The sequence below is a fragment of the Streptomyces sp. NPDC053474 genome, assembly GCF_044544845.1.
GTDB lineage: Bacteria > Actinomycetota > Actinomycetes > Streptomycetales > Streptomycetaceae > Streptomyces.
Window position 1 is genome coordinate 1 of the sequence record NZ_JBITXV010000012.1, and the last position, 26371, is coordinate 26371.

Annotated in this window: 27 protein-coding genes; 14 read left to right on the forward strand and 13 right to left on the reverse strand. The window is 73.7% G+C overall.

Features of this window, described 5'->3' with window-relative positions:
- Window positions 1-455 precede the first annotated feature (455 nt).
- Both ACIG3E_RS27020 and ACIG3E_RS27025 read left to right on the forward strand, forming a co-directional pair.
- A complete protein-coding gene (locus ACIG3E_RS27020; protein WP_399621467.1) occupies window positions 456-1598 on the forward strand; it encodes a lactonase family protein in 1143 nt (380 codons plus the stop codon).
- Between the two features lie 95 nt (window positions 1599-1693).
- Window positions 1694-2653 carry a 2-dehydropantoate 2-reductase gene (locus ACIG3E_RS27025; RefSeq protein ID WP_399621469.1) on the forward strand — a complete coding sequence of 320 codons (960 nt, stop codon included), beginning with the start codon at window positions 1694-1696 and terminating at the stop codon, window positions 2651-2653.
- A gap of 78 nt (window positions 2654-2731) precedes the next feature.
- Here ACIG3E_RS27025 and ACIG3E_RS27030 read toward each other — a convergent pair whose 3' ends face one another.
- The 5 genes from ACIG3E_RS27030 to ACIG3E_RS27050 all read right to left on the reverse strand — a co-directional run bounded on the left by ACIG3E_RS27030 (window position 2732) and on the right by ACIG3E_RS27050 (window position 6471).
- Window positions 2732-3325: an isochorismatase family protein gene (locus tag ACIG3E_RS27030; protein WP_399621472.1), complete on the reverse strand. Its 594-nt coding sequence runs from the start codon at window positions 3323-3325 to the stop codon at window positions 2732-2734.
- 104 nt (window positions 3326-3429) lie between these two features.
- Entirely contained in the window at window positions 3430-4146 is a 717-nt protein-coding gene (locus tag ACIG3E_RS27035; RefSeq protein WP_399621473.1) for a DUF2470 domain-containing protein, read from the reverse strand.
- A 97-nt stretch (window positions 4147-4243) separates the two neighbouring features.
- The gene (locus ACIG3E_RS27040; RefSeq protein WP_399621476.1) at window positions 4244-4663 is read right to left on the reverse strand and encodes a GNAT family N-acetyltransferase; all 420 of its coding nucleotides are present in this window, start codon (window positions 4661-4663) and stop codon (window positions 4244-4246) included.
- 75 nt (window positions 4664-4738) lie between these two features.
- The gene (locus tag ACIG3E_RS27045) at window positions 4739-5386 is read right to left on the reverse strand and encodes an MBL fold metallo-hydrolase (RefSeq protein ID WP_399621478.1); all 648 of its coding nucleotides are present in this window, start codon (window positions 5384-5386) and stop codon (window positions 4739-4741) included.
- Window positions 5386-6471 carry an S-(hydroxymethyl)mycothiol dehydrogenase gene (locus tag ACIG3E_RS27050; RefSeq protein ID WP_399621481.1) on the reverse strand — a complete coding sequence of 362 codons (1086 nt, stop codon included), beginning with the start codon at window positions 6469-6471 and terminating at the stop codon, window positions 5386-5388. Before ACIG3E_RS27050 ends, ACIG3E_RS27045 begins: the two co-directional genes overlap by 1 nt.
- Window positions 6472-6582: 111 nt before the next feature.
- On the opposite strand from ACIG3E_RS27050, the gene ACIG3E_RS27055 reads away from it, so the two are divergent.
- Together ACIG3E_RS27055 and ACIG3E_RS27060 are read left to right on the forward strand one after the other, a co-directional pair.
- Window positions 6583-7407 (forward strand): ABC transporter permease, encoded by an 825-nt coding sequence (locus ACIG3E_RS27055; protein ID WP_399621484.1) that lies wholly within the window; start codon window positions 6583-6585, stop codon window positions 7405-7407.
- A gap of 10 nt (window positions 7408-7417) precedes the next feature.
- Window positions 7418-7909, forward strand: a complete 492-nt coding sequence (locus ACIG3E_RS27060; RefSeq protein WP_399621486.1) for a glutathione peroxidase — start codon at window positions 7418-7420, stop codon at window positions 7907-7909.
- 69 nt (window positions 7910-7978) lie between these two features.
- Here the strand turns inward: ACIG3E_RS27060 and ACIG3E_RS27065 are convergent, their stop codons facing one another.
- Together ACIG3E_RS27065 and ACIG3E_RS27070 are read right to left on the reverse strand one after the other, a co-directional pair.
- Window positions 7979-8533 carry a DinB family protein gene (locus ACIG3E_RS27065; RefSeq protein WP_399621490.1) on the reverse strand — a complete coding sequence of 185 codons (555 nt, stop codon included), beginning with the start codon at window positions 8531-8533 and terminating at the stop codon, window positions 7979-7981.
- 67 nt (window positions 8534-8600) lie between these two features.
- The gene (locus tag ACIG3E_RS27070; RefSeq protein ID WP_399621493.1) at window positions 8601-10028 is read right to left on the reverse strand and encodes an aspartate aminotransferase family protein; all 1428 of its coding nucleotides are present in this window, start codon (window positions 10026-10028) and stop codon (window positions 8601-8603) included.
- Window positions 10029-10118: 90 nt separating this feature from the next.
- Here ACIG3E_RS27070 and ACIG3E_RS27075 point away from each other — a divergent pair, with 90 nt between their 5' ends.
- Together ACIG3E_RS27075 and ACIG3E_RS27080 are read left to right on the forward strand one after the other, a co-directional pair.
- Entirely contained in the window at window positions 10119-11054 is a 936-nt protein-coding gene (locus ACIG3E_RS27075; protein ID WP_399621496.1) for a LysR substrate-binding domain-containing protein, read from the forward strand.
- Window positions 11055-11079: 25 nt separating this feature from the next.
- Window positions 11080-11946 (forward strand): GyrI-like domain-containing protein, encoded by an 867-nt coding sequence (locus tag ACIG3E_RS27080; protein WP_399621498.1) that lies wholly within the window; start codon window positions 11080-11082, stop codon window positions 11944-11946.
- A 96-nt stretch (window positions 11947-12042) separates the two neighbouring features.
- On the opposite strand, the gene ACIG3E_RS27085 is transcribed toward ACIG3E_RS27080, so the two are convergent.
- Window positions 12043-12675 (reverse strand): GNAT family N-acetyltransferase, encoded by a 633-nt coding sequence (locus tag ACIG3E_RS27085; protein ID WP_399621500.1) that lies wholly within the window; start codon window positions 12673-12675, stop codon window positions 12043-12045.
- A gap of 294 nt (window positions 12676-12969) precedes the next feature.
- On the opposite strand from ACIG3E_RS27085, the gene ACIG3E_RS27090 reads away from it, so the two are divergent.
- Entirely contained in the window at window positions 12970-13869 is a 900-nt protein-coding gene (locus ACIG3E_RS27090; protein WP_399621503.1) for a serine protease, read from the forward strand.
- Window positions 13870-13961: 92 nt separating this feature from the next.
- On the opposite strand, the gene ACIG3E_RS27095 is transcribed toward ACIG3E_RS27090, so the two are convergent.
- From ACIG3E_RS27095 to ACIG3E_RS27105, 3 genes are all read right to left on the reverse strand, one after another.
- On the reverse strand, window positions 13962-14555 hold the full coding sequence (locus ACIG3E_RS27095) for a helix-turn-helix domain-containing protein (protein ID WP_399621506.1): 594 nt from the start codon (window positions 14553-14555) through the stop codon (window positions 13962-13964).
- Between the two features lie 81 nt (window positions 14556-14636).
- Window positions 14637-15044, reverse strand: a complete 408-nt coding sequence (locus tag ACIG3E_RS27100) for a peptidase inhibitor family I36 protein (RefSeq protein ID WP_399621508.1) — start codon at window positions 15042-15044, stop codon at window positions 14637-14639.
- Window positions 15045-15216: 172 nt separating this feature from the next.
- Entirely contained in the window at window positions 15217-15990 is a 774-nt protein-coding gene (locus ACIG3E_RS27105; protein WP_399621511.1) for an AraC family transcriptional regulator, read from the reverse strand.
- A gap of 143 nt (window positions 15991-16133) precedes the next feature.
- Here ACIG3E_RS27105 and ACIG3E_RS27110 point away from each other — a divergent pair, with 143 nt between their 5' ends.
- The 5 genes from ACIG3E_RS27110 to ACIG3E_RS27130 all read left to right on the forward strand — a co-directional run bounded on the left by ACIG3E_RS27110 (window position 16134) and on the right by ACIG3E_RS27130 (window position 21620).
- Window positions 16134-17357: an MFS transporter gene (locus ACIG3E_RS27110; protein WP_399622212.1), complete on the forward strand. Its 1224-nt coding sequence runs from the start codon at window positions 16134-16136 to the stop codon at window positions 17355-17357.
- Between the two features lie 171 nt (window positions 17358-17528).
- On the forward strand, window positions 17529-18014 hold the full coding sequence (locus tag ACIG3E_RS27115; RefSeq protein ID WP_399622214.1) for a GNAT family N-acetyltransferase: 486 nt from the start codon (window positions 17529-17531) through the stop codon (window positions 18012-18014).
- Between the two features lie 110 nt (window positions 18015-18124).
- Window positions 18125-19249 (forward strand): glutamate--cysteine ligase, encoded by a 1125-nt coding sequence (locus ACIG3E_RS27120; protein ID WP_399621514.1) that lies wholly within the window; start codon window positions 18125-18127, stop codon window positions 19247-19249.
- Window positions 19250-19410: 161 nt separating this feature from the next.
- Window positions 19411-20625, forward strand: coding sequence for a D-alanyl-D-alanine carboxypeptidase family protein (locus ACIG3E_RS27125; RefSeq protein ID WP_399621517.1), 1215 nt, complete (start codon window positions 19411-19413; stop codon window positions 20623-20625).
- On the forward strand, window positions 20622-21620 hold the full coding sequence (locus ACIG3E_RS27130) for a Gfo/Idh/MocA family protein (protein WP_399621519.1): 999 nt from the start codon (window positions 20622-20624) through the stop codon (window positions 21618-21620). Before ACIG3E_RS27125 ends, ACIG3E_RS27130 begins: the two co-directional genes overlap by 4 nt.
- A 30-nt stretch (window positions 21621-21650) precedes the next feature.
- Here ACIG3E_RS27130 and ACIG3E_RS27135 read toward each other — a convergent pair whose 3' ends face one another.
- Together ACIG3E_RS27135 and ACIG3E_RS27140 are read right to left on the reverse strand one after the other, a co-directional pair.
- Window positions 21651-22382, reverse strand: a complete 732-nt coding sequence (locus tag ACIG3E_RS27135; protein ID WP_399621522.1) for a siderophore-interacting protein — start codon at window positions 22380-22382, stop codon at window positions 21651-21653.
- Window positions 22383-22518: 136 nt separating this feature from the next.
- Window positions 22519-22932, reverse strand: coding sequence for an SsgA family sporulation/cell division regulator (locus ACIG3E_RS27140; RefSeq protein WP_399622216.1), 414 nt, complete (start codon window positions 22930-22932; stop codon window positions 22519-22521).
- Between the two features lie 180 nt (window positions 22933-23112).
- Between ACIG3E_RS27140 and ACIG3E_RS27145 the strand changes: the two genes are divergently transcribed.
- Window positions 23113-24831, forward strand: a complete 1719-nt coding sequence (locus ACIG3E_RS27145; protein ID WP_399621525.1) for a sigma factor — start codon at window positions 23113-23115, stop codon at window positions 24829-24831.
- 72 nt (window positions 24832-24903) lie between these two features.
- Window positions 24904-26256, forward strand: a complete 1353-nt coding sequence (locus tag ACIG3E_RS27150) for a carboxyl transferase domain-containing protein (protein WP_399621528.1) — start codon at window positions 24904-24906, stop codon at window positions 26254-26256.
- Window positions 26257-26371: the final 115 nt, after the last annotated feature.

The following is a 26371-nucleotide window of genomic DNA, read 5'->3' on the forward strand; positions in this document are numbered from 1 at the left end:
GGCCCCGGTTCCCGGGCTCCTCGTGGCAGTCCCGCCCGCGCCCCGCGGCGCCGGCCCCCGGCCGGGGGGGGGCCGCGGCGCCCCGCGGGCGCGCGGCCCCCCCCCCCCCCCCCGGCCCGGGTGCGCCACCTGGGCCGGGCGAGGTGGGTCGCCGTCCGCGCCAGCCATTCCCGAGTACACGGTCGCGAACGCCCTCGGCATGAGCGATCAGCAGGTCCGGCCGCGCGTCAAACGGCTCGTCGGCGAGTGCGTGGATGCGTTGGCAAACACACAGGGGCGGGACGGCAAAGACGGAAGTCACTGCTCAAAAGGAGGGCGGCGGGCGTCGATCGCCGCCCCTCTTACCCGTTGCACATGATGCAACTCATGTTGCGACTATTGCCTGTTCAACGGACCAGGGTCCAAGGTGGCTGCCACATCGCCACGACCGTCACTTCTGACACACGAGGTGCAGCATGGACAGACGCCGGTTCATCGCTACGACACTCGCCGCGGCCGCGGCCGGGGCCGTCACCACCACGTCCGCCGGGGCCGCGCCCCTCCCCAGCAGCGGGAGCGGCGGGCGCCCCCTCTTCCTCGGCACCTACACCTCCGAGCCGGGCGGCGGCTCCGGCATCGGCCTGGCCACGTACGACGACACGACGGGCCGCATCACGGGTGCCGGGACGCTCACCGGGGTGCTCGACCCGTCCTATCTGGTGGCCCATCCCTCGGGGCGGACGCTGTACTGCGTCAACGAGCGGTCGCCGGGCGGCGTGACCGCCGTCGCGCTCTCCCCCGACGGCGCCCACCGGGTGCTCGGAACCCGCGACACCGGGGGCGACGGCCCCTGTCACCTGTCCGTGCACCCGAGCGGCCGCTGGCTGCTCAGCGCCAACTACTCCTCCGGCAGCGTGGCCGTGCACCCCATCGAGGACTCCGGCGCGCTCGGCGCACGCACCGGCCTCGTCCGGCACACCGAGCCGCAGCCGGGCCCCGGGCAGCAGGGCCCGCACGCCCACCAGGTCGTGACGTCCCCGGACGGCCGCCACGTCCTGGCCGTCGACCTCGGGACCGACACCGTGTACACGTACCGCCTCGACACGGAGGCGGGCACGCTGCGCCCGGTCACCCGGGTCACGCTGCGGGCGGGCGCGGGACCTCGGCACCTCGCGTTCCACCCCTCGGGGCGCTTCGCGTACGTGGCCAACGAGCTCGACAACACGGTCGTGGTCTGCGCCTACGACCCCACGACGGGGCGTGTGACCCCCGGTGAGCCGCAGTCCACGGGCACGCCGTCCGGCCTCACGAACTATCCGGCGCAGCCTCTCGTGACCCGCGACGGCTGCTTCGCGTACGTCGCCAACCGGGGGCACAACTCCCTGGCGCGGTACGCCGTCGAGCAGAGCGGGGCCCGGCTCCGCCTCCTCGGCACGACGCCCGCGGGCGGGGACTTCCCCCGGCACCTCGCCTTCTCCCCCTCCCAGCGGCTGCTGTTCGCCAGCAACCAGCGCTCCGGCTCGGTGAGCGTCTTCCGCGTCGACGCGGGCACGGGGGAACTCACTTTGACCGGAGAGCCGTTCGCGGCACCCATGGCGGTGTGCGCGCTGCCCCTGTGAGGGGGTGAGCGCCCGGCCCGCGGCGGCGGCATAGGGTGTCCTGATCCGGGCCGTGGCCGCCCGGTGTGACGACCGGCAGTACAAGGGGGTTCTCCATGGTGGGGAAGGCAGCGGCGGAACAGGTGCGCGTCGCGGTGATCGGTACCGGCGGGATCGGCGGGTACTTCGGCGGGCGGCTCGCCGCCGCCGGGCACGACGTGCGCTTCGTGGCGCGGGGCGCCCATCTGGAGGCCCTGCGGCGCGACGGCCTGCGCGTGGACAGCACGGCCGGGAGCTTCGCCGTGGCGCCGGTGCGGGCGACCGACGACACCCGCGACATCGGCGAGGTCGACTACGTCCTGCTGTGCGTCAAGACCTGGCAACTGCCCTCCGCCATCGCCGCGCTGAAGCCGCTCGTCGGCTCCGACACGGCCGTCGTGACGTTCCAGAACGGCGTGGAGGCCCCCGAGCAGGTGGCTCAGGAGGTCGGCCGCGGCGCGGTCCTGCCCGGCACCGCGAAGATCATCGCGCATCTCGACGGGCCGGGGCGCGTGCGCCACGTGGGCGGGCCCGCGGCGCTGGCGTTCGCGGAGTGGGACAACGGCGTGTCCGAGCGCGTGACGCGCCTGGTGTCCGCGCTCACGGGCGCGTCCGTGGCCGCCGCCGTGCCGGACGACATCTGGGCGGAACTGTGGGCCAAGTTCCTGTTCGTGGTGCCGTTCGGCGGGCTCGGCACGGTGACGGACGCGCCGTTCGGCGTGCTGCGCTCCCGGCCCGGGACGCGGCGGCTGCTGGTCGAGGGCATGACCGAGATCCAGCGGTTGGCCGCGGCCCACGACGTGCCGCTGCCGGAGGACATCGTGGCGAGGACGCTGGACTTCATCGACCAGCAGCCCGCAGAGGGCACCTCGTCGCTCCAGCGCGACATCCTGTCCGGCCGTCCGTCCGAACTGGACGCCTGGAACGGCTCGGTGGTCCGGCTCGGCGAGCGCACCGGGACGCCGACCCCGGTCAACCGCTATCTGTACGAGGTGGCCGGGGTCCTCGCGGCGCGGGCCGGTTCGACCGGCGAGTGACACGCGCCGCCCCCTCGGCGCCCGCTGTCCGCCCGCCCGCCGCACGGGCGGGCGGACAGCCCCTCGCATGGGCGCGCCTCAGGACGCGGTGAAGCTCACGTCATCGGCGCTCGCCACGACCTCGACCTCGTCGCCGAGGGCCCACTCGGCGACGCGCGACACCGTCGCCGCCGGTACGGCGTCGCTGATGCCCTCGGCCGCCGGGATGTCGTACGTCCCGTGGGCGTCGTGCGGCATGACCACGCGGAAGTCCAGGTCGAGCGCGGTGCGCGCGGTGGCACTGACGCACATCTCCGACATGACGCCGCAGATGGCCAGTGAGGTGACACCCTCCTCGCGCAGGAGTTCCTCCAGTTCGGTCTCCTCGAAGCCGTCGTCGTACTCCTTGCGGATCACGACCTCGCCGCGGTCGGCGTCCACGGGCAGGTGGAGCCGCCAGCCGGGCGTGCCCGGCTCGTCGGTGGCGCCTTCCGGGCCGTCGTTCTGGAGCTGGACGACGAGGGCGTCGGCCGCGCGGGCCTTGGCGATGAGCTGTTCGGTGCGCTGGAGCACACGCTCGACGTGAGGGATGGCGTCGTCGCCGGAGACGAAGGCGGACTGCATGTCGACGACGATCAGGGCCTGAACCGGTTCCACCGGATCGTTGGGCAAAGACTTACTCTGCGCGCTCATGGTGCCCATCATGCCTGGATCACTCCGGCGAACGGTAACCGCCCCTGGCTCGACGACAACCTCATCTCCCCCACGGGGAACAGCGGTTCGGCCGCCGACGGCCCTCAGGACTCCGGCGGCGCCGGGCGCAGTGCGGGGCGGCGCAGCAGGCGCGCCTTCGTGAGCAGGGCGTGCATCCGCTCGGTGACCTGGCCCAGGTCCTCGACGGGCGCATGGAAGGGCAGGCGCACGTCGGCCTGACTGCTGACGCGTTCGAGGCGCAGGGTGAGGCCGTAGCGGTCGACGGCCACCGGTTTGACGTTCACGACGCCGCTCAGGCTCTCCGCGGCGATGAGCCGGGTGAGCTGCTCGACGGCGTCGGGGTGGGAGTCCGCGAGATGGGTGAGCAGCCGGGACTCGGCGTGGGCGAGTGGGTCGGGGTCGGCGAGCGCGAACTCTTCGAGGTCGATGCCGGTGCGGCCGTGGCCGTCGTGCAGGACGACGCTGGTCGGCTCGAAGAGGAGCTCGTCGCGCGTGGCCGTGAGCGAGCCCGAGAGCCACAGCCTGCTGCGCACCCGGTCCCGCACCGGCACCGGCGAGACGTCCGCGAACTCCAGGAGGGTGGACGGCGCGCCGCGCGGCGCGCAGATGAGGGCGGCCGCGAGGGCGCTGTCCTCCGGGGGATCGAGGCGTACGGCGCCCCGCTCGGTGACGCTGTGGGCGCCGAGGAGTTCGTCGCTGCCGATCTCCGTGGTCACCGCGCAGGACCAGGCGGTGGCGAGCACGGAGCGGGCGCGCGCCGCCGCCGCGGGCATGGTCGTGCTGATGTGTCGGACACCCATCCTCAACCTCCATTAGGTAAGCCTTGCCTAACTTATCGGAGATCGGGGAGGGCTGCCAGCACGCGTGACCTGCGACGCGCCGCCCTCATGCGTCCCGTCAGGTCCAGCGGTGCATCCCGATGGAGGCGGGCGCCGTGTCGCGGAAGCCGAACTTCTCGTACAGGAAGCGCGCGTCGCCGTCCGCGATGAGCGAGACGTACGCCCCCTCGGGCGCGCGGCGCTCCAGTGCGTCGACGAGCGCGGCCATGATCTGCTTGCCAAGACCCCGCCCCTGATGCGCGGGCAGGACGGCCATGTCGACGATCTGGAAGACGCACCCGCCGTCGCCGACGACGCGCCCCATGCCGACCGGCTCGTCCCCGGCGTACGCGGTGACCGCGTGCCAGGTGTGGGGCAGTCCGGCCGCGGCCTGCTCGACCGTGCGGGGGCTCAGCCCGGAGGCGGCGCGCAGCTGGAGGTAGGTCTCGACGGAGGGCGTCTCGGCACGCACGGCGTAAGGGTCAGTATGTGTGTTCACCTACTACAGGTTAGCAGCGTGGAAAAGCCACCCGCGGGGATGTCCGCAGGTGGCTTTCCCGGGGGATCCGTCCGCTCAGTGGCCGCGCGCGATCCACTCCTGAACGTGACCGGACTCCGCGCCGATCGTCGTGTTGTCGCCGTGGCCGGTGCGCACCACCGTCTCCGGCGGCAGCGTCAGGAGCCGCTCACGGATCGACTCGACGATCGTCGGGAAGTCGCTGAAGGACCGCCCTGTGGCGCCCGGACCGCCCGCGAACAGCGTGTCCCCGGTGAACACCGTGCCCAGCTCGGGCGCGTGCAGACTGACCGCGCCCCGGCAGTGGCCCGGGGTGTGCAGGACCGTCAGGGTCGTGCCGGCCACGTCCAGTTCCTGGCGGTCGGAGAGGTCACCGTCCGGCGCCCGGTCCGGGTGGGTCAGCTTCCACAGCTCCAGGTCGTCCGGGTGCAGCAGGACCGGCGCGCCGGTGCGCTCGGCGAGCGCGGGGGCGGCGTCGACGTGGTCGTCGTGGGCGTGGGTGCACACGATGGCGACGACGCGCCGGTCGCCCACGGCCTCGGCGATGGCATCGGCGTCGTGTGCGGCGTCGATGACCAGGACCTCACGGTCGTCACCGACGATCCAGACGTTGTTGTCCACGTCCCACGTGCCGCCGTCGAGGGAGAACGTGCCGGAGGTGACGAGGTGTTCGACGCGGACGGGGCCCGCGGTCGCGGGGGCCATCAGAAGACCACCACCGAGCGCAACACGTCGCCGTGGTGCATCCGCTCGAAGGCCTTCTCCACCTCGTCGAGCGCGATCGTCTCGGTCACGAACGCGTCGAGGTCGAGCCGCCCCTGCCGGTAGAGGTCGATGAGCATGGGGAAGTCCCGCGAGGGCAGGCAGTCGCCGTACCAGCTCGACTTGAGCGCGCCGCCGCGCCCGAAGACGTCGAGCAGCGGCAGGTCGAGGCGCATGTCCGGGGTCGGCACGCCCACCAGGACGACCGTGCCCGCGAGGTCACGGGCGTAGAAGGCCTGCTCGTACGTCTCCGGGCGGCCGACGGCGTCGATGACGACGTCGGCGCCGAAGCCGCCGGTCAGCTCCCGGACCGCCTCGACGGGGTCGGCCGAGCGGGAGTTGACGGTGTCGGTCGCACCGAGGCCGCGGGCGGTCTCCAGCTTCCGGTCGTCGATGTCGACCGCGATGATCTTCGCGGCGCCGGCGAGCCGGGCCCCGACGACCGCCGCGTTGCCGACGCCGCCGCAGCCGATGACGGCCACCGAGTCGCCGCGGGTCACCCCGCCGGTGTTGATGGCCGCGCCGAGCCCGGCCATCACACCGCAGCCGAGCAGCCCCGCGGCGGCCGGGGACGCGGCCGGGTCGACCTTGGTGCACTGCCCGGCCGCGACGAGGGTCTTCTCCGCGAACGCGCCGATGCCGAGCGCGGGCGAGAGCTCGGTGCCGTCGGCGAGGGTCATCTTCTGCCGCGCGTTGTGCGTGTTGAAGCAGTACTGGGAGCGGCCCCGCTGACAGGCGCGGCACTGGCCGCACACCGCGCGCCAGTTGAGGATCACGAAGTCGCCCGGCGCGACCTCGGTGACGCCCTCGCCCACCGACTCCACGACGCCCGCCGCCTCATGGCCGAGCAGGAACGGGAAGTCGTCGTTGATGCCGCCTTCGCGATAGTGCAGGTCGGTGTGGCAGACCCCGCACGCCTGGACCTGCACCACGGCTTCCCCAGGCCCCGGATCCGGCACGGTGATCGTCTCGATCCGTACCGGCTCGCCCTTCGCGCGTGCGATCACGCCCCGCACTTGCTGCGCCATGACTGGTCGCCCTTCTGTCGCTGCGTACGTCCGTCCGGCGCATTCGGGCCCACTCTGGGGCGAACGCGTCGGTAGGAAGGAGCCTACGGCCCCCGCGCCTAGGGTGGGTCCGTGCGTGTACTCGCTGCTCAGACGCTGCTGCCCGCCAATGTGACCCTCGGTGTCGTCCTGCTGGTCCTGCTCCTCGCGGCGGCCGCGGTGGCGGCGGTGTTTCGGCTCTCGCCGGACGGGTCGCGCGGCCGGGCCCGGGAGGTCGCCGTGGCCGGTGTGCGGGCGACGGCCCAACTGACCGCGGTCTCCTTGCTCATCGGCTGGGTGGTCCACCACACGGCGGCCCTGTTCGCGTTTCTGCTGCTCATGCTCGCCGTGGCCACGCGCACGGCGGGGCGCCGCGTCACCCCGAACGGCACCTGGTGGTGGGCGGCCGTGCCCCTGGCGACGCCCGTCGTACCGGTCGTCTGCGTGCTCACCCTGACCGGGCTCGTCCCGGTGCGGGGCATCGCCATGATCCCGGTCACGGGCATCCTCATCGGCGGCGCGCTCACGGCCACGGTGCTCGCCGGGCGCCGCGCCCTGGACGAACTTCACACCCGCTTCGGCGAGTTCGAGGCGGGTCTGGCCCTCGGTCTGCTCCCGCACGACGCGCGTCTGGAGGTCTGCCGCCCGGCCGCGTCCGACGCCCTGCTGCCCGGGCTCGACCAGACCCGCACGGTCGGCCTGGTCACGCTTCCCGGCGCGTTCGTCGGCATGCTGCTCGGCGGCGCCTCACCCGTGCAAGCGGGCGCGGTGCAGCTGTTCGTCCTCATCGCCCTGATGGCGGTGCAGGCCATCGCCACGGCCGTCGCCATCGAGCTGGTCGCCCGCGGCAGGCTGCACCGCGACGAGCCGCCGCGGGCCGCCCGGCCCGGCTCCGCGCCGGGCACGGCCGGAGCGTAGGCTCCGCAGCATGTCTGTCTACGACGCAGTAGAGATCGAGAGCCTCCAGGGCGGCCCCGCGGACCTGTCCCAGTACCTGGGCAAGGCCGTCCTCATCGTCAACGTCGCCTCCAAGTGCGGCCTCACCCCGCAGTACGCGGGCCTGGAGCGGCTGCACGAGCAGTACGCCGCCCGGGGCTTCACCGTCCTCGGGGTGCCGTGCAACCAGTTCATGGGCCAGGAGCCCGGCACGTCCGAGGAGATCGCCGAGTTCTGCTCGGCGACGTACGGCGTGACGTTCCCCATGACGGAGAAGGTCGACGTCAACGGCGCGCAGCGGCACCCGCTGTACCAGCACCTGGTCACGGCGGCGGACGCCGAGGGCCACACCGGCGACATCCGCTGGAACTTCGAGAAGTTCCTGATCGGCGCCGACGGCACGGTCGTCGCGCGCTTCGCCCCGCAGACCGAGCCCGACGCGGCCGAGGTCGTGGCCGCCGTCGAGGCGGCACTGCCCGCCTGACGGTCCGGCCGCCGCGGCCGGTGGGAGGCGGATGTCCACCGGCCGTGGTGCGGGGGCCGCGTCACGCGGTCACTGGCCGACCCGTCCGTCCACGCACTCGCGCAGCAGGTCGGCGTGTCCGCAGTGGCGGGCGTACTCCTCCACGCGGTGCACCAGCAGCTCCCGTATCGAGACGTTGTCCTTGCCCACGCGCTCGCCCAGGTCCTCGTACGCGGCCAGCGCGGCGTCGGTCTTCGCCTGCTCGCGCTCCAGGTCGGCGTACGAGGCGTCGACGACGGCCTGGTCGGCGACCGCGCCGTCGAAGTCCCCGTCCCGCACGCCGTACAGCTTCGGCGGCGGGTCGCCCGCGCCGAGCCAGCCGCGCCAGTCCCGCTCCACCTCGGCGAGGTGGCGCACCAGGCCGAGCAGCGACATCGTCGACGGCGGCACCGACCGGCGGGCCAGCTGCTCCGCGTCCAGGCCCTCGCACTTCATCCGCAGGGTGTGGCGGTAGTTCGTGAGGAAGTCCCGCAGCGTCGCGAGTTCGCCCTCCGGCATGGCTCCTTCACGGGGGTCGTCGCCCGGGTCCGTCCACATGTCGGGATGGACGGTGGCCTGGCTCCAGCGTGCGGGGTGATCGCTCATGTGCTCGATGATCGTCCGTGACGGCCCGCACGCGCCAGCGGGTTTCGGCCGAGGCCTGGTGTCGCCCTCAGAGCCCGGCGCGGGCCTCGCTGATCGCCTGGTCGAGGATCGTCAGGCCGAGGGACAGCTCGTCCTCGGTGGCGGTCAGCGGCGGCGCCATCCGCAGGACGCCGCCCATGCCCGGCAGCTGGACGATGTTCATGTGCAGGCCCAGTTCGAGGCAGCGCCGGGTGACGCGTGCGCCCAGCTCGCTGGAGCTCCGCCCGCTCTCCGGGTCGACGGCGAACTCAAGCCCGGCCAGCAGGCCCCGGCCCCGGATGTCACCGACGACCTCGTGCCGTTCGGCGATGTCCGTGAGGCCCTGGCGGAGGAAGGCGCCGAGGGACCGTGCCCGCTCGTCGAGCCGGTCGCGGACCAGGACGTCCAGGACGGTGTTGCCGACCGCGGCCACCAGCGGGTCGGCCACGTGCGTGGTGAAGAACAGGTACCCGCGCTCGTACGCCTCCTGCTCGATCTCGGCGCTGGTGACCACGGCCGCGAGGGGAAGCCCGGCGCCGAGCGTCTTGGAGAGCGTGAGCATGTCGGGCACGACGCCGTCGCGCTCGAAGGCGTACCAGGTCCCGGTGCGGCACAGGCCGGTCTGGGCCTCGTCGAGGATCAGCAGCATGCCGCGTTCCCGGCACTTGTCCCGCAGGGCCGCGACGTACCCGGGCGGCGGCTCGATGATGCCGCCGGAGCTGAGGATCGGCTCGACGAGGCACGCGGCGAGGCTGCCGGTCGACTGGGCGTCGATCAGCTCGAAGGCGAAGTCCAGCTGGCGGCGCCAGTCGAGGGCGCCGTCGGGCGTGGTGAAGTCGGGCCGGTAGGCGTTCGGCACGGGGATGGCGAAGTTGCCGGGCGCGCCCGGGCCGTAGCCCTTGCGGCCCGCGCTGTACGTGGCGGACGCCGCGGCCTGCGTCATGCCGTGCCAGGACCGCGCGAACGAGACGATCTCGTGTTTGCCGGTGACGAGCTTGGCCATCCGCACGGCCGCCTCGTTCGACTCGGCGCCGGTCGTCAGGAGCAGCGCCTTCTCCAGCGGCGCGGGCAGGGTCTCGGCGAGGCGCCGGGCGAGGTCGACGACCGGGCGGCTGAGCATGCCGCTGAAGAGGTGGTCGAGCGTCGCGATCCCGTGCTGGACGGTCGCGACGATCTCCGGGTGCGAGTGGCCGAGGATGGCGCTCATCTGGCCGGAGGTGAAGTCGAGGATCTTCCGGCCGTCCGCGGTGTACACGAAGCTGCCCGCGGCGCGGTCGATGATCTCGCGCGTGAACGCGCCGCCGTACCGGACGAGATGCCGCTCGGCGTCGGCCCAGAAGCCCTCCGAAGACGACGCTGACGACGGTGACGTCAGGCATGACAGTGCCGACGTGGCCGACGCGGGCGACGCAGGGGACGGCCCGGGGGCGGTGGTCGCCGGAGCGGCCGGGGACGGAGGGGTGGTCGAAGGAGCCATGCCACCGACGTTAGGCGGCGCCCGAGCGGCACGTCCATCTCACAATTCTGCCTTTCCTGTTCGGACGAACCGAACAATAATCGTGAGGTGATGAACCCCTGGAGACTGCGCCTGCTCACCCAGCTCGACACCCTCGGGACCGTCCGGGCGGTCGCCCAGGCCGCCAGCCTGAGCCCGTCGAGCGTGTCCCAGCAGCTCGCCGTGCTCGAATCCGAGACCCGCACCCAGCTGATCGAACGGACGGGGCGCCGGGTGCGCCTGACCTCGGCCGGACTGATCCTGGCGCGGCGGGCCCGGGCGATCCTCGACCACATGGACAGCGTCGAGGCCGAGCTGCGCGGGTTCGGCGAGGAACCGGCCGGGCTCGTGCGCCTCGGGGCGTTCCAGAGCGCGGTCCACACCATGGCCGTACCGGCGGTGACCCGGCTCGCGCGGGAGCATCCGCACCTTGAAGTCGAGGTGCTCCAGCTGGAGCCGCACGAGAGCATGCCCGCGCTGCGGGGCGGCGACGCGGACCTCATCATCACGACCACGGACTTCGACGAGCTGCCCCTGGGGCCCGACCTCGACCTCGTGCCGCTGGCCACGGACTCGATCCTGCTCGTGGTGCCCTGCGGGCATCCGGCGGCCGGGCGCGGCGCCGTGGAACTGGCGTCCCTCGCGGACGAGGCGTGGGCCTTCGACATGCCGCAGTCGTACATGGCGAACCTCGCGCTGCGCCTGTGCCGCCAGGCCCGGTTCGAGCCGCGGGTGGTGTGCCGGTTCAGCAACTACATGCTGGCCCTCCAGCACGTCGAGGCGGGTCTGTCGATCGCCCTGCTTCCCGGCCTGGCGGTGGACCGCCGCTATCGCGTCGCCACGAGCGAGCTCGCGACGCCCGTGACGCGCACCATCACGGCGGCGGTCCGGCGCGGCGCACCGCAGCGCGCCGCGGTGCGCGCCGTGCTGGACGCGCTGCGCGCGCCGGACCCGACCGCACCGGGCACAGAGTGTCGGGTCGGGCAGGGTGACTCCTCCCTAACGTGAGGGAGCGAAAGGGAAGGAGATCCGGGTGCTGGAGCGGCTCAACGAGGCCATGGAACACATCGAGGCACATCTCGGCGAGCCGATCGAGGTGAGCGAGCTCGCGCGCATCGCCATGACGTCGGAGTACCACTTCCGGCGGCTGTTCTCGGCGCTGGCGGGGGTCCCGCTGTCCGAGTACATCCGCCTGCGGCGGCTGTCCACGGCGGGCGCCGAGGTGCTCGCCGGTGAGCACACCCTGCTCGACATCGCGGTGCGCTACGGCTACGGCTCGGGCGAGGCCTTCGCGCGTGCCTTCCGCTCCGTCCACGGGGTGGGGCCGAGCGAGGCCCGCCGCACCGGTGCGGCGCTGCGCTCCCAGCCACGGATGTCCTTCCGCCTCATCGTCGAAGGGAGCAGCAGTATGCGATACCGGATCGTGGACAAGGACGAGTTCCGCGTGGTGGGCAAGAAGGCCCGCGTCCCGCTCGTCCACGAAGGGGCCAACCCCGCGATCGCCGAGTTCATCCGCGGCATCGACGCGGAGACCCTGCGGCGCGTCACCGCGCTGTCGGACCAGGAGCCGGCGGGGATCGTCGGGGTCAGCGACCAGCTCGACCCCAGCCGGGCCGAGGGGACCGAACTCGACTACTACCACGGCGTGGTGACGGGCGCCGAGGCGCCAAAGGACCTGGACGTCCTCACCGTTCCCCCGGGCGCGTGGGCCGTCTTCGAGAACTCCGGCCCGTTCCCGCAGGCGCTCCAGCACCTGTGGCGGGACGTGTTCACGCAGTGGTTCCCGTCGAACCCCTACCGGAGCAGGCCGGGCCCCGAGATCCTCCAGGTGGACGTCTCGGCGGACCAGGCGCGGGCGGACGCGAAGCTGTGGATTCCCGTGGAGCGGGCCGCCGCCTGAGCGGAGACCTCGTGAGGGTGTGGACAGGGGCCCGCCCACACCCTCACGAGTGACCACATCGGAGCCCGATTCCCGCCGGAAGCGGCGGCGTGCGGCTCACGGCCGGTAGATGCACGCCGCCAGCGGAGCGTTGAGCTTCCAGCCAAGGACCTCGTACAGGGCGCGGCCGTCGTCGGTCGCGCCCAGGACGCCGAGGCCCGCGCCGCGCGCGAGCGCCTCGTCGGCGAGGACGCGCATCACGTGACTGCCGAGGCCCCGACGGCGGTGCGCTTCCTCCGTGACGACGCGGTCCACGACGGCGGCCTCACCGAGGACGGCCATCTGCCCCCGGGCGGCGAGGGCACCCGCCCGGTCATGCAGGCACACGAAGGTGACACCGTCGCGCGTCCGCACCGACACGCTGTAGCCGTCCGGTACGGCTGGAGCCGTGGCCCGCAGGGTCACGGACATCAAGTAGCCGGACTCCTCCTTGTCGACCACCCAGCCCTCGGGCAGCCAGGGTTCGACGTCCTCCGGCTCCCCGGGCACCTTGAGCCAGGTGTCCGGCACGCTCACCGAGGCCGCCGCCGCGCGTACGACGGACTCGGTGGCGTACGGCAGCACGTGCCGCGCAACCTGACCGGCGACGCCCACGTCGAGGGAGAGCCCCCAGGGCCGCTCCACCGGCGGCGGCGTACTCCTCGACACCGCCCAGCCCAGCGCCCAGGTCCTGACAAGTTCCGGAACCACACTGTCCTCCCGAAGTCGTCGCTCCTCGGCCCCGCGTGTGCGTCCCACGCGAAGCTCGTACGTTAAATCGTATGCTAGAACAGAATATCGTTCGCCACGGGAATGCTGAAGTGCCTTACGGCATCAGCTGGTTCGGAAGCGGCCGGGCCCGCCGGGCCGCATGGGCCCACAACCCACGGCGTCTTCCCTGCACTTGACCGTCCGCGGTCTTGTCCTGGCGGCGGGATCCCTCAAGGATGCGCATGACAAAACCGAAGCACCTTCGGTCACACAGCCATCAGAGGGGACCCCCACATGAACAAGCCTCTCGTCGGTGCCGTCTTCACCGCGCTCCTGCTCGGCGCGACGGCACTGCCCGCGGCCGCCGTCAGCAACGAGGCGCCGACGGCCGACAAGCAGGTGGTACGGACGCAGCCCGCCGCCAAGACCAAGGTCAAGACCAAGGCCGTGACCTTCGCGGGCACCGTGGCGCTCAGCAACTGCTCCGGCTCCGTCGTGCGCGTGCCCAGCTCGCAGCCCACCGACCGCGCGCTCGTCCTGTCCAACGGCCACTGCCTGGAGACCGGCTTCCCCGGCCCGGGCCAGGTCATCGTCGACCGGCCGTCGACCCGCAGCTTCACGCTCCTCAATTCGAGCGGCGGCAACGCGGGCACCGTACGCGCCAGCAAAATCGCGTACGGCACGATGACCGACACGGACGTCTCGCTGTACGAACTCACCAGCACCTACCGCGACATAGAGACCCGCTACGGCATCAAGGCCCTCGACATCGATGCCGCGCACCCGCAGGCCGGTCGTGCCATCACCGTCGCGTCCGGCTACTGGAAGCGGATGTACAAGTGCAACGTCGACGGCTTCGCGTACCGCCTCAAAGAGGGGCGCTGGACCTGGAAGGACTCGCTGCGCTACACCCAGCCCTGCCAGGTCATCGGCGGCACCTCCGGCTCACCGGTGATCGACGACCAGACCGGCAAGGTCGTGGCCGTCAACAACACCATCAACGAGGACGGCCAGCGCTGCACCGACAACAACCCCTGTGAGGTCGACCAGAACGGCAACGTCACCGTTCGCCCCAACATCGGATACGCCCAGCAGACCTACATCGTCGTCCCCTGCGTCGGCACCGGCAACAAGATCGACCTGAACCGGCCGGGCTGCACCCTGCCCAAGCCCGCGGCGGCCGCACGCCGCTAGGTGAGCCTCAGGCGGGTCCGGGCGCACCGCGGCCCGGACCCGCCGCCTTCCCGGCCCGGCGCGCCCCGGCCCGGCGCGCCCCGGCCCGAGCGTCAGTACAGGCTGGAGAACAGCACCACGACCATCTGCGCGGGCTCGTCACCGTCGTTGCGGAAGGTGTGCGGACGGCCCGCGGCCCACTGGATGCAGTCCCCGGCGCGCAGGACGTGGTCGACGCCGTCGTAGCGGGCCACGAGCGTGCCGCGGGTGACCGTCACCAGGTCGGTGCCCTCGTGCTGGAGGTCCTCGACCAGGCCGCTGTGCGGTGCGAAGTCCCCCGTGACGACCTGGTAGCCGAGCTCGGGGGCGCGCAGCACGCGATAGACGACCCCCGGGGCGCGGTTCAGGGTCTCCTGTTCCTCCCTCGGGTACACCGAGGGCGTGGCGCGGCCCCGGGAGAAGCCGAGGAACGAGCCGACGTCGTGGCCGAAGACCTTGGCCAGGCGCCCGAGCCGCTCCAGGGCGATGTCGGTCTCGCCGCGCTCCAGGGAGGCGAGGAAGGACACGGACAGGCCGCACTCCGCGGCCACCTGACGCAGCGACATGCCCCGTTGGGTGCGCAGCCGGTGCAGCACGGCGCCGGGGGGTGGAAAACCGAGCTCCGGGTCCCTGGAGGACGTACGGGTCGAAGGGTCCGGATCAGCCATGACGGCATCCTAGAACCGCCGGTCGCGCCCCGGACCTCCGCCCCGCAGCCCGGGCGTCCCCGCCCCGGAAGGCCCCGGGGGCTAGCCGTCCTCGCCGGGCGGCGTCCCGCAGCTCGGGCCTCCGGGGCCGTCGAACTGCACCGAGCTGAAGAAGTCACGGTAGGCGGGGAAGAAGTTGCCCTTGCCGGTCGGGCCCGAGGAGGTCACGGCCGTGCAGCCGGAGTAGTTCGCTTCGGACCAGAGGTAGATGGTCGACGACGTCCGGTTCCAGTCCGACTTGGCGTGGTCGTCCATGCCGAGCGGGGCGAGGTCCGGGGTGTTTCCGCTGAGCTTGATCATCTCGCCGGTCCCGTCGAGCCCCGAGAACATGCAGTAGAAACCGGCGGGGCACCGGTCGTAGCCGTCGGCCGCGTGGGCCGTGGAGACCGGGGCCGCCGTGACAGCCGTGGCGGCCGCCGCGACGAACAGCGCGGAGAGCCTCGTCCTCATCGTCTTCACCTTGCGCATGCCGATCCTCCGTTCTGGAGCCCGCCCGTCCGCGGGCCGCAGCCAACGGAACGGTGGCACGCGGGCCGTGGTACCCCCAGGTTTGTTGATCCGCTCGGTGTGTCGCGATCCCCCACAAGCGGGGCGTACGGAGCAGCGCGCCGGTGCGCGCGGCTCAGGCGCGCCGCTGGTGGGTGCCCGGCGTATAGCCGAACGAGCGCCGGAAGACGTCGATGAACGCGCTCGTCGAGGACCAGCCGCAGCGGTGCGCGACGGCGGTGACGGGCAGGCCGTCGCCGAGCATCCGCAGCGCGTGGTACAGCCGCGACTGGGTGCGCCACTGCGGGAAGGTCATGCCGAGTTCGGCGCGGAAGAGACGGCTGAGGGTGCGCTCGCCGACCCCGGTCGCGGCGCCGAGCTCGGCGAGGGTGCGCGGATCGGCGGGGTCCCCGTGGACGAGCGCGCAGACCGCCACCAGGCGCGGGTCCGCGGGCGTGGGCAGCCGCACCGGCTGCTGCGGGGACGCGCGCAGCTGGTCGCGCAGGACCGCGCGCAGCCGACGGCGCTCCGCGCTGCCGTCCTTGGGCCCGCGGGCGTACTCGATGATCAGCTCGCGCAGCAGCGGGCTGACGGCGAGGACGGTCGGCTCGTCCAGGTGCAGCGGGTTGTCGTCGGCGGGCAGGCCGACGAAGTACATCTCCAGGTGGCCGTAGGCCCGGTGGGAGTGGACGGTGCCCGCGGGCACCCAGATGGCGCGGGTGCCGGGCGCGTACCACGTACCGGCGTCCGTGGTGACGGCGACGACCCCGGAGCCCGCGTAGGCGATCTGGTGGTCGTCGTGCCGGTGCGCGTCGATGCGGTCCCCCGGGGCGAGGACCCTGACGTGGGTCGGGGCCACGGGGGTGTAGCGGACGGGCTCCCGTTCCGGCAGGGCCTCACCTTCCGGCATGCGGGGAGCCTCTCCGTACGGCGTTCGCCAGGGTGGCGGAAAATCGGCAGACCTTGGCATTTTATCGGAAGCCCGACAGGGCGCGGCGGGGCGACGATCGGTCCGTGTCCAAGCCCTCACCTCGCAACAGGCCCCTGACCCTGATGTCCTTCGGCCACACCTGTGTGGATGTCTACCAGGGAGCCGTGGCCGCCCTGGTCCCGTACTTCGTGTCCGAGCGGGCGTATACCTACGCCGCCGCCTCCGGCATCGTCCTGGCCGCGTCGCTCCTGTCGTCGGTGGTGCAGCCGCTGTTCGGGGCGCTCACCGACCGGTGGGCGATGCCGTGGCTGCTGCCGGTGAGCACGGTCGTCGGCGGTGCCGGTGTCGCGCTCAGCGGCGTCTTCGACTCCTACGCCCTCACGCTGGTGGTGGTCGCCGTGTCCGGTGTCGGTGTCGCCGCCTACCACCCCGAGGCCGCGCGGGTGGCGCGCGTCGCCAGCCGCGGCAGCCACACGGGGATGGGCTGGTTCTCCCTCGGCGGCAACATCGGCTTCGCCACGGCCCCGCTGCTCGTCGCCGCTGTCATCGCCACCGGCGGGCTGCGGGCCTCGCCGCTCCTGGTCGTCCCCGCGCTCGCCGGTGCGGTCCTGTGCGCGGCGGCGCTGCGCGAGGTCAAGGCGCCCCTCGCGGCCACGGCGGCGGCCGCCCGCGCGGCCAAGGGCACCGGCGCCGACGACTGGGCCTCGTTCCTGCGCCTCTCCGGCGCGATCGTGTGCCGCTCGATCGTGTTCGTCGGGTTGAGCGCGTTCATCGCGCTGTACGTGCGCGAGCGCGTCGGCGGCGGTGAAGTCGCCGGTACGGCGGGTCTGTTCGTGCTCTACATCGGCGGCGCCGTCGGCACGGTGATCGGCGGTCGCCTCGCCACCCGCTACAGCCGCGTCACGGTGGTGCGGTGGTCGTACGCCGTGAGCGTGCTCGCCGTCGCCGGTGTCGTCCTGGTCCCTGGACCGCTGCTCTACGGGTGCGTGGCGCTCACGTCGGCGGGCCTGTACGTGCCCTTCTCCCTGCACGTCACCCTCGGCCAGGACTATCTGCCGAGCCGCGTCGGCACCGCGAGCGGGGTCACGCTGGGCCTGACCGTCAGCATCGGCGGCGTCGCCAGCCCGCTCATCGGCACCCTCGCCGACGCCACGTCCCTGCGCACCGCCCTGGCGCCGCTGATCGTGCTGCCCGCCATCGGCTGGCTGCTCCTGCGCCCCCTGCGCGAACCCGCTCAGCCGCGGCCTCCCGCCCCGGCACCGGCCACCGAGTCCCCTTGCTATGATCACCCGGCGCGCGCGGCCTCCGCGCCCGCCCACGACTGCCGTTCCAACGAGGGAGGTTGATGACTATGGCCTGCCAGGCCCGTCATCGGCATGCCCAAGTCCGGGCCGCGCAAGGACAGTGAGCGGCCCGGTCGTCCGAACGACCAGGAGTCCCACGTGTCTTTCTCCTCTTTCCCGCTCTCCCCTGATGTCCCTGCGGCTTCTCCCTCCCCCGCCTTCGCGTCCTTCTCGCTGACGGGGGCGGACCTGGCCACGGACCGGCTCGTGCTGCGCACGTGGTCGTCCGCCGAGCTCGCCGCCGTCGTGGCCGACACACGGCTTGCGGACTGGGCGGAGGACTTCCCCGCCGACGGCGACGGCGTCATCGCGGGGTTCCTCGCCGACCACCCCGAGGGCCTGCACGCGTACGGCCACCGGTTGGTCGTCGAGCGCGGCAGCGGTCTCGTCGTCGGCTCGATCGGCCTGTTCTGGCCGCCCGCCGAGGGCGTCCTGGAGGTGGGTTACGGCGTCGTGCCGTCCCGCCGGGGCCGGGGCTACGCCTCTGAAGCCACCCGCGCCGTCGTCGAGTTCGCCCTGAGCTCCCCCGACGTCCACGCCGTGTACGCGACCGTGGAGCTGTCCAACCCGGCGTCGGTCCGCGTCCTGGAGAAGGCCGGGCTGCGCCGCTGCGACGGGGACGCGACCACCGCCCGCTTCCGGGCCGCGGTCGGCGGCTGACAGCGGGCGAGGGCCCCGGCGACGTGCCGACCGGGGCCCTCGCGCCGCACGGCGTAATTGGCGATATTCCGTCAGATCCGGGCTTTCCTGCGGGTGTCACCATGGCCCCTATGGGAAACCCCGGGGACACGGCAGGGTCGGCGGCGCTCGTCACGGTGGGGGTCGAGGAGGAGTACCTGCTGGTCGATCCGGTCACCCGGGAGCTGAGCCCCAGTGCCGACAAGGTCGTGGCCGACGCCGCCGGGGAGCTGGGGGACCGGGTCACCACGGAGATCACGCGCTATCAGGTCGAGGGGCGCACCGACCCGCACACCGAGCTGGCGGAGCTGGCCGACCAGCTCCGGGCCACGCGCGGCGGCATCGCACGGGCCGCGGCCCGGCAGGGGCTGCGGCTCATCTCCAGCGGCACCCCGGTCCTCGGGCACCCCGTGCCACCGGCGTTCACCAGCACGCCGCGCTACGTGAAGAGCCTCGCGCGGTTCCGTGCCCTGGACTACGAGCAGAGCACCTGCGCCTGCCACATCCACGTGGGGATTCCGGATCTGCCCACCGCGCTGCGCGTGAGCAACCATCTGCGTCCGTGGCTCCCCGCGCTCGTGGCGCTTGCGGCCAACTCCCCTTACTGGTACGGGGAGGACACCGGCTACGCCAGCTGGCGCACCTTGGTCTGGGGGCGCTGGCCGGTGTCGGGGCCGCCGCCGTACTTCGAGTCCCAGAGCCACTTCGAGGACCTCGTGGACGATCTGGTGGCCACCGACACGCTCCTGGACCGGGGCGGCCTGTACTGGGACATCCGGCCCTCGCACCACGTGCCCACGGTGGAGGTCCGGGTCGCGGACGCGGCGTCCACGGTGAGCGACGTGGTCCTGCTGGCCGGTGTCGTCCGGGCGCTGGCCTGCGACGCGCTGCGGGCCATCGAGGCCGGGGCGCCCCCGTTCCGCCCGCCGCCGGAGCTGCTGCGGGCCGCCTGCTGGCGGGCCGCGCGCGACGGGCTCGGCGGCGCGGGCATCGACCTGTCCACCAGGCGCCTGGCCCCCGCGGCCACCCAGGCCGCGCGCCTGTTGAGCCGGGCGCGGCCCGCCCTCGAACGCCACGGTGACCTTCCGCTGGTGCACGCCGCCTGGTCCCGGCTCCAGGCCGACGGCAGCGGCGCCGACCGTCAGCGCGCCGCGTACCGGCGGCGCGAGAACCCCGTGGACGTCATCGACCACCTCATCGCCAGCGTCGAGGCCTGACCTCCTCCCCGGCCCCCGGACGCCGTCGTCGACTTCCGGCCGCGCCGCCGCCGGGCGCGCGGGCCGTGCGCACCGCCCGACTGGCGGAGTGCGGCCGCCCGATGCCCCCGGCCGGGCCAAGCCGATCTGCGCCGTCCGGAGCCCGCTCCTACGGTGGCTGAATGACCATCAGATTTCTGTCGGCCGCCCTGCGCCGCTCGCTCCTTCGCACGTCGGCCCTCACCACCGGGGCGTTGGTCTGCCTCACCGGCACCGCCGCGTGTGCCGAGCCCACGCCGCCCGTGCGGCAGCCCGTGTACACCTCCTCGCTCCTGGACCGGCCCGGCACGCAGGTGCGGCCGGGATCGGCGGCACCGCCGCTGCCCGCCGGGGTCTCGGCCCTGTCCTGGGTGGTGGCCGACGCGCGCACCGGCGAGGTGCTCGCTGCCCGCGACGCGCACCGCCGCCTGCCGCCCGCCTCCACGCTCAAGTCGCTGTTCGCCCTCGCGGCCCTGCCCCGGCTGCACCCGGACACGCGGCACACGGTCACCGAGGCCGAACTCGCCCGCGTCGGCGGCGGCAGCAGTCTGGTGGGCGTCTCGGCGGGCCGCAGCTACCGCGTGGCCGACCTGTGGCGCGGCGTGTTCCTCAGCTCCGGCAACGACGCCGTGCACGTGCTCGCCGCGATGAACGGCGGCATGGACCGCACGATCCGGCAGATGCGCGCCAAGGCCCGGGCGCTCGGCGCCCGCGACACACAGGTGGTCTCGCCGGACGGCTACGACGCCACGGGCCAGGTCTCCTCGGCGTACGACCTGGCGGTGTTCGGCCGGGCGGGCCTCGCGGACCCGCAGTTCGCCCGCTACTGCTCGACGGCGGTCGCCTCCTTCCCCGCGGGCGGCTGGTCGTACCCCATCCAGAACACCAACCGGCTGCTCACCGGCGCGGACGGCGTCACCCGCTACCCCGGTCTGATCGGCGTCAAGAACGGCTACACCAGCCGGGCCGGGAACACCCTCATCGCCGCCGCCCACCGGGGCGCGCGCACGCTCGTGGTGACGGTGATGAACCCCCAGAACGGCGGCTACGCCGTGTACGAGGAGGCCAGGCGGCTGCTCGACTGGGGCTTCGCGGCGGCGGGCCGGGTGCGGCCGGTCGGCTCGCTGCTGCCCGCGAAGCCCCGTACGGCGCCGGACCGGGCCCGGCACGCCGCCGCCGCGGCGCCCGCGTTCGCGCCGGAGCCGGACGCGGATGCCGACGACGGCTCCGCCTGGCCCGCCCTCGTCCTGGTCGGGGCGGGCGCGGCGGTGCTCGTCGCCGGGTGCGTGGTGATCGTGCGGCGGCGTGCGGCTACGGTGGCCCGACGGCCGGGCGCGGGAGGGGAGTTCGTGGAGTGAGCGAGCCGCTGGGGGTGGCCGTCCTGGGCGCGGGCCACATGGGCGCCGACCACGTGCGCCGTCTCGCGCGGACGGCCGGGGCACGCGTGGTGGCGGTCGCGGACCCGGACACGGGGCGGGCCGAGCAGGCCGCGGCCGGGATCGCGGGCGCGGACGTGCACGCCGACGCCCTCGACGCCCTCCACCGGCCGGACGTGCGGGCCGTGGTGGTGGCGTCCCCGGACGCCGCGCACGAACAGGCGCTGCTCGCCGCCGTCGCGCGGGGCCTGCCGGTGCTGTGCGAGAAGCCCCTCGCGCCGGATCCGCGGGCGGCGCTGCGGATCGTCGAGGCGGAGGCACGGGCCGGGCGCCCCCTGATCCAGGTGGGGTTCATGCGCCGCTACGACGCCGCGTACCGGCGGCTCAAGGCGCTGCTGGACGCCGATGACCTGGGCAGGCCGTTGATGCTGCACTGCCGCCACCGCAACGTGTCCTCTCCCCCGCACTTCACGTCCGCGATGCTCATCGGCAGTTCGGTGGCGCACGAGATCGACGCGGCGCGCTGGCTGCTCGGCCAGGAGATCACGGCGGTGACCGTGGTCCGGCCCCGGCCGTCGTCGGGGGCGCCCGCCGGGCTGCTCGACCCCCAGTTGGTGCTCTTCGAGACGGACGGCGGCGCCCTGGTCGACGTGGAGGTCTTCGTCAACTGCGGCTTCGGCTACGAGGTGACGTGCGAGGCGGTGTGCGAGCACGGCACCGCCCGCGTCGGCGACGAGCACGCGATGGTCGTGCGGTCCCGGGGCGGCGCGCGCCAGGACATCGCGCAGGACTATCTGGTGCGCTTCGCCGACGCCTACGACCGCGAGGTCAGGGCCTGGGTGCGGGCGGCGGCCGAGGGGCGGTCGGCGGGCCCGGGCGCCTGGGACGGATACGCGGCGGCGGCCGTCGCCGACGCGGGCGTACGGGCGCTGGACTCCGGGCGGCGGGTCGCCGTGGAGCTGGCCGAGCGGCCCTGAGCGCCCGCGCGGCGCCGGACTTCCCGGCCGTCAGCCGCGCCCCGGCCGCCAGTAGCCGAGCGCGTGGACGCGGTTCTTGGGCAGCGCCAGTTCCTTGCGTACGTACGCCGCGAGCGTGCGGGTGGTCGTCGTGTCGCAGGTGATCCACACATAGGTGTCGGCGGTGCTCTCGACGGCTTCGGCGAGACCCGCCTTGGCCTGCCGCACCAGTTCGGCGCCGGAGGTCTGCCGGTCGATCCAGTGCACGTCGTGGAGTGCCGGGTCGACACCCAGGGGCAGTTCGCGGTCCGAGGCGTGCTGCGTCTCGAACCAGATCGTCGCGGGGATGCCCGGCATCGCTTCGATGAGGGAGTTCACCGCGGGCAGCGACGCCGCGTCGCCGATGACGAGCAGCCGCGACGGCTCGGGCTGTGGCAGGTCGAAGCCGGTGCCCTGCACGGTCGCCTCGATGGTGTCGCCGGGCCCGGCCTTGCGCGCCCACTCGCTCGCGCAGCCGTCGTGCAGCGCGAACTCCAGGCTGAACGTGCCCGCCTCGGGATCGGGGTCGACGAGGGTGTAGGCGCGCTGATGGGGTTTGCCCGCGTTGTCGAACCACAGCCGCACCCACATCGTCGGGTGCACCCCGGTCCGCGCGAGCATGCCGCCGTCGGTGACGTGCAGGCGACGGTAGTGTTCCGTCACGTCCTCGGCACCGGTCACCGTGAACCGGAAGTCCTTGCCTCGGAACAGCTTGAGGACGACGCCTTCCCAGCCGTGACCCACCCCGGTCTCCTCCCCTGAGATCCTGATCCGCCCGTTTCACGTTTCACGTGGAACACCGCGCGTACGCGATCGAGGTTAGGTAAGCCTAACCTATACCCAGACGGGCTCGTCGGCGTGCGGGGAGGGATCCGCCGGTTCAGACTCCACCGAGGAGCTTCGTCAGACCGCGGTCCAGGTCGAGCCCCACCTCCTCGCCGTCCGCACCCACCACGGCGTACGTACGCATCAGGAAGCGCCGCAGCGCACCCCGGTCGAACTGCACGAGCGCGAGGCCGTGCGGGGCGTGGAACTCCAGGACGGTACGCGCGCGCCCGCACGGCCAGACGTGCACGTCCCCCGTGCCCGCCGGGGCGCTCAGGCCGTCTTCCAGCAGGCGGCGGGCGAAGACCCAGGTGACCTCGGCGCCATCCAGGGACACCTCGGACGGAAAGGTCACCTGCACCGCCAGCGGATCGCTCGCCGCATAGCGCAGCGTCGCGGAGATCGGACGCTCACGGCCCTCGGGGGTGATCAGACGAGCGCGGGCGGACTGTTCGAGCGTGACGGCCATGGTCGAGCTCCACTTCTGCCGGTTCCTTACCCCTACGACCCGGTAGCGGGTGCCCGCATTACGGGAGTGCATGAAGAGTTCACTGTGACCTGCGTCACCTATCCCTGATATGTCCGATATTTCTCACCTAGTCTTTCGACCTCACCCACCACCCCCGCAGTGGGACAGGAGTGTCCTGTCATGTCCGACGTCCCGGCCGACGTCCCCCCTGAGGTTCCCGCCGACGGTCCGCCCGAGCTCGCCGCTGCCGCGTCCGGGGCGGCGACCGCCGCGTACGCGCGCGTCTACGAGGCCGAGCATCCGCGTCTCGTCGCGTACGCGCGCTCCCTGACCGGCAACGCCTGGGTCGCCGACGACCTGGTCGCCGAGGCGCACTTCCGCGTCTGGCGGCGCCTGGCCGCAGGGCACGAGATCGAGAACGTGGCGGCGTACCTCATGACGACCGTGCGGCACCTCGCGGTGTCGGTGGGCCGGGCCGCCGCGAAGGAGACGCCGCACGACCCGCAGGCCCCGTGGGCGCCCGAGGTCGTCGACGTCACCACCGTCGCCGACGGCGAGGGCGACCCGGCGGCGCGGGTGTCCTCCGTGGACCTGCTGACGCGGGTCCTCGGCCAACTGCCCGAGCGCTGGGTGAAGGCGCTGTGGCTCGCCGAGGCGGAGGGCCAGCCGCTCGACGCGATCGGCCGGAGCATCGGCGCGGGCCGCGGCGCCACGGCGGTGCTGCTTCACCGGGCCCGCGAGGGCATGCGCCAGGCCTTCCTGCGCGCCCACCCCGGTGCGCCCGAGAACCCGGCCTGCGAGACCCACTGGGACCGCATGCCCGCGCACATACGCGGCGAGGCCTCGCCCCGGCAGTCCGAGACGCTGGTCGCCCACCTCGGCGGCTGCCCCGACTGCCGGGGCCGCCTCGCCCTGCTGACCCGCGCCAACCACCGGCTGCCCGCCCTCGTGGGACCCGCCCTGCTGCTCTTCGTCCTCGGAGGCGCGGGCAAGTTCCTGGTGCCGCTCGCGGCCGGGGCGGGCGCCGGGGCCGGTGCCGCGGCCGCCGCGTCGTCCGGCGGGAGCGCGCCCGGTTCCGGCGGGCTGCTGCACGGCCTGCGCCACGCCCTCACGGCGGGCGGCAAGCTGCCCGTGGCCGTCGTCGGGGCCGTCGGCACGACAGTGGCCGGAGCCGCCGTCGCCGCGGGCCTCGTCCTGAGCGGCCCGGGTCACTCGGCGGCCCCCGCCCGCGCCGTGACGGCGGAGAGCGGCGCGGCGTCCCGTCCCGCGGACGCGCCGGGCGGGGAGCCGGAGAAGGCGTCCGACGGGGTGCCGGACGTCACCGTGCCCGCGCCCCGGCCGGGTACCGCGGCGAAGCCGAACGCGCCCGGGGGCGCGGCGCCGGGGCGGCCCGAGGCCCCGGTGCCTCCGCAGGCGCGGCCCGAGGGGCCCGCCGAGCAGCCTGCCGACCAGCCCCAGGCCCCGGCTCCGGCCCCGGCCGCGCGACCCGAGCAGACGCGGCCTGTCCCGCCTGTGACGCGACCGGAGCCGCCGCGCCCGCCGGAGTCGCCGCTGGCTCCGGCGCCCACACCCACACCGACGCCTCCGCCGACTCCGACTCCGACTCCGACTCCGACTCCGACTCCGACTCCGACTCCGACTCCGACTCCGACTCCGACTCCGACAGAGCCTGCCTCGCCGTCGCCTACGCCAACACCCACGCCGACGCCGCCCCCCACGCAACCCCCGGCACCCACACCCACCCCGACGCCCACGCCCACCTTGCCTCCGGATCCCACACCGACTCCGACGCCGACGCCGGTCGAACCCACCCCTCCCCCCGAGCCGACACCGCCGCCCACCACCGGCCCGGTCTGCGAGCACTGGGCGGGCCCCCTCTACATCTGCCACCGCCCCTAGACCAGTTGTAGACGGCCGCCCGGCAGGTCGGTGCTCGACGGGACGGGACGGCGCAGGGTAGGAGTACGAGGCGTGTCCTCACCTCATGCGCATCGTTCCGCCGACCGCGTCTCCGCACGCGAGGCCATCGCCGCCGTCACCGCCGACTTCACCGAACTCCCCGAGCCGCCGAGCGCGGTGCGGCCCGACGGACCGCTCTCCTGGTCCGGGTACGACGACGCGCGTGCGGCGGCGTACGAGCGCACCGGCGAGAGGGAGTCCGTGGTGTGCGGCACGGCCGTCGTCGAGGGGGTGCGTGCCGTTCTGGTCTCCTTCGAGTTCCGCTATCTGGGCGGTTCGCTCGGCGAGCGGACGGGCGACCGCTTGGAGGCGGCGTACGCGGCGGCCCGTACGCACCGGCTGCCGCTCGTCACGCTCGTCGCGACCGGGGGCAGCCGGATGCAGGAGGGCATGCGGGCCCTGTCCCAACTCCAGCGCGTGGCGGCCCAGGCGGCGCTCAACCGCGCGGCCGGGCTGCCGCAGATCGCCGTGGTGCGCGACCCGACGACAGGAGGCGGCTGGGCGACCCTGGGCGCGGGCGCCGACGTCGTGCTCGCGCTGCCGGGCGCGCAGGTGGGCTTCGCGGGCTCCCGGGTCCGGCCGCCGGACGCGGACCCAGCGGCGTACACCGCCGAGGCCCAGCTGGCGGCGGGCGCCGTCGACGCGGTCGTGCCGCAGGAGCGGCTGCGCGCCCGCCTCGGGCGCTGGCTGCGGTTGCTGACCTCGCCCGCGCGGGGGCCCGTCGCGCCGCCGCGCGCCCTCGGGCACCCGCAACCGTCCGGCACGGGCTGGGAGGCCGTGCTCCGGGCCCGCGCTCCGGAGCGGCCGCGCGCGGAGGCCTACCTCGACGCGTACTTCTCCGCGCGGGAGGAGATCAGCGGGGACCGGTGCGGCGGCACGGACGCGGGCCTGCTGTGCGGGTTCGGGCTGCGGGACGGCCGGACGGTCGCGTACGTGGCCCAGTGCGGCACCGCGACGCGCCCCGCCGGGTACCGTACGGCGGCCCGGCTCATCCGCCTCGCCGACCGCCTCGGCGTGCCCGCGCTCACCCTGATCGACACGCCCGGCGCCGCGAACGACGCCGAGGCGGAACGGGCGGGGGCGGGCGCCGCGATCGCGGACGTCTTCGCGGCGGTGGCCGCCGCGCGCACCCCCGTCACCAGCCTGGTCATCGGCGAGGGCGGCTCCGGCGGCGCCCTCGCCCTGGCCGCCCCCGGCCGCACCTGGGCGACCCCGGACAGCTATTTCTCCGTGATCGCGCCCGAGGCGGCGGCCGCCATCCTCAAGCGTCCGCGCGCGGAGGTGCCCGCTCTCGCGGACGAACTGCGGCTCCGCCCTCAGGACTTGGTCGACCTGGACGTGGTGCGCGGCATCGTCGAGCACTGAGTACGAGCACTGAGTAGAGGACCGAGCACAGCACTGCGCGCAGTGCCGGGCGCGTACCGCTACGGGCCACCCGCCCGGGGCGCGACGCCGTGCGGCCCGCCGTGCGGGATCAGAC

Bases quoted from the DNA above. Each gene is read 5' to 3' on its own strand.
- ACIG3E_RS27020 (WP_399621467.1), top strand. From the start codon at position 456: ATGGACAGACGCCGGTTCATCGCTACGACACTCGCCGCGGCCGCGGCC.
- ACIG3E_RS27025 (WP_399621469.1), top strand. From the start codon at position 1,694: ATGGTGGGGAAGGCAGCGGCGGAACAGGTGCGCGTCGCGGTGATCGGT.
- ACIG3E_RS27030 (WP_399621472.1), bottom strand. From the start codon at position 3,325: ATGAGCGCGCAGAGTAAGTCTTTGCCCAACGATCCGGTGGAACCGGTT.
- ACIG3E_RS27035 (WP_399621473.1), bottom strand. From the start codon at position 4,146: ATGGGTGTCCGACACATCAGCACGACCATGCCCGCGGCGGCGGCGCGC.
- ACIG3E_RS27045 (WP_399621478.1), bottom strand. From the start codon at position 5,386: ATGGCCCCCGCGACCGCGGGCCCCGTCCGCGTCGAACACCTCGTCACC.
- ACIG3E_RS27050 (WP_399621481.1), bottom strand. From the start codon at position 6,471: ATGGCGCAGCAAGTGCGGGGCGTGATCGCACGCGCGAAGGGCGAGCCG.
- ACIG3E_RS27060 (WP_399621486.1), top strand. From the start codon at position 7,418: ATGTCTGTCTACGACGCAGTAGAGATCGAGAGCCTCCAGGGCGGCCCC.
- ACIG3E_RS27065 (WP_399621490.1), bottom strand. From the start codon at position 8,533: ATGAGCGATCACCCCGCACGCTGGAGCCAGGCCACCGTCCATCCCGAC.
- ACIG3E_RS27070 (WP_399621493.1), bottom strand. From the start codon at position 10,028: ATGGCTCCTTCGACCACCCCTCCGTCCCCGGCCGCTCCGGCGACCACC.
- ACIG3E_RS27075 (WP_399621496.1), top strand. From the start codon at position 10,119: ATGAACCCCTGGAGACTGCGCCTGCTCACCCAGCTCGACACCCTCGGG.
- ACIG3E_RS27090 (WP_399621503.1), top strand. From the start codon at position 12,970: ATGAACAAGCCTCTCGTCGGTGCCGTCTTCACCGCGCTCCTGCTCGGC.
- ACIG3E_RS27095 (WP_399621506.1), bottom strand. From the start codon at position 14,555: ATGGCTGATCCGGACCCTTCGACCCGTACGTCCTCCAGGGACCCGGAG.
- ACIG3E_RS27100 (WP_399621508.1), bottom strand. From the start codon at position 15,044: ATGAGGACGAGGCTCTCCGCGCTGTTCGTCGCGGCGGCCGCCACGGCT.
- ACIG3E_RS27105 (WP_399621511.1), bottom strand. From the start codon at position 15,990: ATGCCGGAAGGTGAGGCCCTGCCGGAACGGGAGCCCGTCCGCTACACC.
- ACIG3E_RS27110 (WP_399622212.1), top strand. From the start codon at position 16,134: ATGTCCTTCGGCCACACCTGTGTGGATGTCTACCAGGGAGCCGTGGCC.
- ACIG3E_RS27120 (WP_399621514.1), top strand. From the start codon at position 18,125: ATGGGAAACCCCGGGGACACGGCAGGGTCGGCGGCGCTCGTCACGGTG.
- ACIG3E_RS27125 (WP_399621517.1), top strand. From the start codon at position 19,411: ATGACCATCAGATTTCTGTCGGCCGCCCTGCGCCGCTCGCTCCTTCGC.
- ACIG3E_RS27140 (WP_399622216.1), bottom strand. From the start codon at position 22,932: ATGGCCGTCACGCTCGAACAGTCCGCCCGCGCTCGTCTGATCACCCCC.
- ACIG3E_RS27145 (WP_399621525.1), top strand. From the start codon at position 23,113: ATGTCCGACGTCCCGGCCGACGTCCCCCCTGAGGTTCCCGCCGACGGT.